Origin of the sequence: Deinococcus rhizophilus (assembly GCF_030271215.1) — a bacterium.
GTDB classification, from domain to species: domain Bacteria; phylum Deinococcota; class Deinococci; order Deinococcales; family Deinococcaceae; genus Deinococcus; species Deinococcus rhizophilus.
This window is the reverse complement of the sequence record NZ_JASNGB010000274.1, coordinates 1-2,457: the sequence shown is the minus strand read 5'-3', so window position 1 is coordinate 2,457 and position 2,457 is coordinate 1. Positions and strand designations below refer to the sequence as shown.

4 protein-coding genes are annotated in these 2,457 nt (G+C 71.0%); 2 read left to right on the top strand and 2 right to left on the bottom strand.

Annotated features, from left to right (window positions below; all coding sequences use genetic code 11):
- The first annotated feature begins 352 nt into the window (after positions 1 to 352).
- Together QOL99_RS16470 and QOL99_RS16465 are read left to right on the top strand one after the other, a co-directional pair.
- Positions 353 to 886: a metal-binding protein gene (locus tag QOL99_RS16470; RefSeq protein WP_285525407.1), complete on the top strand. Its 534-nt coding sequence runs from the start codon at positions 353 to 355 to the stop codon at positions 884 to 886.
- A gap of 16 nt (positions 887 to 902) precedes the next feature.
- A complete protein-coding gene (locus tag QOL99_RS16465) occupies positions 903 to 1,214 on the top strand; it encodes a hypothetical protein (RefSeq protein ID WP_285525406.1) in 312 nt (103 codons plus the stop codon).
- A gap of 7 nt (positions 1,215 to 1,221) precedes the next feature.
- Here the strand turns inward: QOL99_RS16465 and QOL99_RS16460 are convergent, their stop codons facing one another.
- Together QOL99_RS16460 and QOL99_RS16455 are read right to left on the bottom strand one after the other, a co-directional pair.
- Positions 1,222 to 1,968, bottom strand: coding sequence for a class I SAM-dependent methyltransferase (locus QOL99_RS16460; RefSeq protein ID WP_285525405.1), 747 nt, complete (start codon positions 1,966 to 1,968; stop codon positions 1,222 to 1,224).
- A gap of 18 nt (positions 1,969 to 1,986) precedes the next feature.
- Positions 1,987 to 2,457, bottom strand: a 471-nt coding sequence (locus QOL99_RS16455) for a YkoP family protein (RefSeq protein WP_407650213.1), incomplete at its 5' end; no start/stop codon positions are given.

The following is a 2,457-nucleotide window of genomic DNA, read 5'->3' as shown; positions in this document are numbered from 1 at the left end:
GGTGGCGGGCGGGGGCGTCGGCGTCGGCGCGGGGGCAGGCGGCGCAGGCAGCGTGCTGCACGCGGCAAGCAGCAGAGCGGCCGGAAACAGGAGGGCAGGGCGCGTCATGAATGCCGCATGATGCCGCGCCAGCCTGACGCCCGAATGAAGACGGGCCGACAATCGGCATGTCAGGTGGATGGCGGAGTATCCGTTCCAGCGCCTGCGCTGTGGTGCTTGCACTCCTCTCCGTCATTCCTGTTGCTGTTTCCTTCGGTTGGGATTCACCGTCAGGGCATCCCTGTTCATCCGGAATCCGTATCATGTGGCGGCGCGGTACCGTTTTTCCGCGCCAGGCGGCACAATGCCCCACGTGCCCAGCGGACGTGTCCACAACCTCATCAACATCGCGGCTTACTGCGTCCTCTCGGCCGGTGCCCTGGTCGCTGCCCGGCAGGACCTCCTCACCGTGACGCCCGTGCAGGCGCTCAATTTCTCCGTGGCCTTCTTCGCCGGAACGCTGCTGCTCTCGCCAGACCTCGACCTCGCGGACGGTGGGGGAGTGGACTCCAAGCGGCGCTGGGGGGTACTGGGGGTGCTGTGGGTGCCCTACGGCTGGCTGTTCCGGCACCGGGGCCTCTCGCACACCTGGCTGCTGGGGCCGCTGACCCGGCTGCTGTATCTGGGGCTGTGGGGGGGGCTGCTGCTCGGGCTGGTGCGTTTTCTGTGGCCGGGGGCGCCGCTGCCGGAATTGCCGCAGCCCATCAGCCTCAAGGTGGTGCTGCCCCTGGTCCTGGGCTACTACCTCAGCCAGTGGCTGCACCTGATCGCGGACGGCGTATGGCCGGGGCACGGCTGGCGGCAGGTGCGGCGGCGGGTGGGGGGGCGGGTGCGGCGGCGGGGGTGACGGGTGAGCCTGCCCCATGTCTGCGCCTCCGCTGGACATCACGCTGGCCCACGGCACACCGGGCGAGGAGAAGGTGCGCGGCTGGCTGCTGGACTTAACCCGGCAGCACAGCCTGGAACCCCTGATGTTCTGCCGCCGGGTGGTCATCGGCGAGCAGGCCAGAGGCTGTCAGGCCAGGCTCCAGCACGGTGAGCCGGAGCTCCTGCTGTACACCGAACTGCTGGCCCGCCTGAAACCGTTGGGCTACCGGTTCATTTACCGGGAAGTTGCCGGAAATGCCGAGTTCCTCCGCGACGTGGTTCGGCGGCACGGCTTGACGGTGGGCTGAGCCCGTCCTACTGCGCCCGCGCCCGCGTCTGGAACACCATCACCTCGCTCGCCTCCTCCAGCGGGCCGCCCTGAAACGAGCCGGTCACGCGCGGCGCCTCGAAGCCCGCGCAGCGCAGCAGCCACTCGACCTCGTAGCGGGTGTAGTAGCGCTGGGTGAGGGTAAAGTGCCGCCGCCGCAGCAGCCCGTCGGGGGCGGTGGTGTCCACGTGGTACTCGGTGGTCACGTGCTGCCGCACCCGGTCGCGGCGCTGCACCAGAAACACGTCGGTGCGCGAGCCGTCCGGCCCGTGAAAGGTCTCGCCCTCGTGCCGCAGCGTGTTCATCTCGCCGTAGCGCGGCACGTACAGGTCGAAGGCGAAGGCCCCGCCCGGCGCGAGGTGGGCGCGCAGGTTCTCCAGCGCCGCGAGTTGCTCGGCGGGCGTGTAGAGGTGCATCAGCGCGTTGAAGGGCGCGAGGATCAGCGCGAAGCGGCGTTCCAATCGCACGCTCTGCGCGTCCCCCTGCACGAACTCCACCGTCAGCCCCTGTTCCTGCGCCCTGGCCCGCGCCCGCTCCAGCATCCGGGCGCTGGGGTCCAGCCCGGTCACGTCGGCGCCGCGCCGCGCCAGGAAGGTCGTTACCCGGCCCGTCCCCGCCCCCACCTCCAGCACCGGCCCCCCGGCCCGCTCGCTCAGGCCCGCGTAGAAGTGCAGGTCGTCGCGGTAGAGGTCGTACTGGCGGTCGTACAGGTCGGCGAGGTCGTCGTAGTTCACGGGAAAGAGGGTACGCGGTCAGGGGGTCGGTGGTGGACCGTACCGCTCCAGAAATGCCGCCCGCCCCATCACGCTGAGCTTCGGCTCGGGCGCGTCCGGCGGGCTGCCGTAGGCGCGGCGCAGGACGTTGGCCCACAGGTGCAGGCGGCGGGCGGTGGCGGGCGGGAGATCGCGTGTCTCGAAGCCCAGGGCAGCGAGCAGCGGCGAGAGCGCACTCAGGCAGAAGACCACCTCCGCCTCCCGCAACTCTGGCCGGGTCACGAGGTCGCGGGCCACGTCCCGGAAGTCCTCGCGGGCGAGGCGAACGCTGCGGCGCAGGCCCAGGTCCACCATCAGCGGGTTGTTGACGTGGAACTCGGCAGCGGGGGTGCCGCGCGGGACCAGCGTTCCATCAGCGAGTCGCACGCCCGCGAGCGGAAAGCGCACCCGCCCCACCCGGAAGAGGCCATCGGCCCGCCCGCCCGCAGGCCGTACCCCGCCCAGCCGGTC

Bases quoted from the DNA above. Each gene is read 5' to 3' on its own strand.
- QOL99_RS16465 (WP_285525406.1), top strand. From the start codon at position 903: ATGTCTGCGCCTCCGCTGGACATCACGCTGGCCCACGGCACACCGGGC.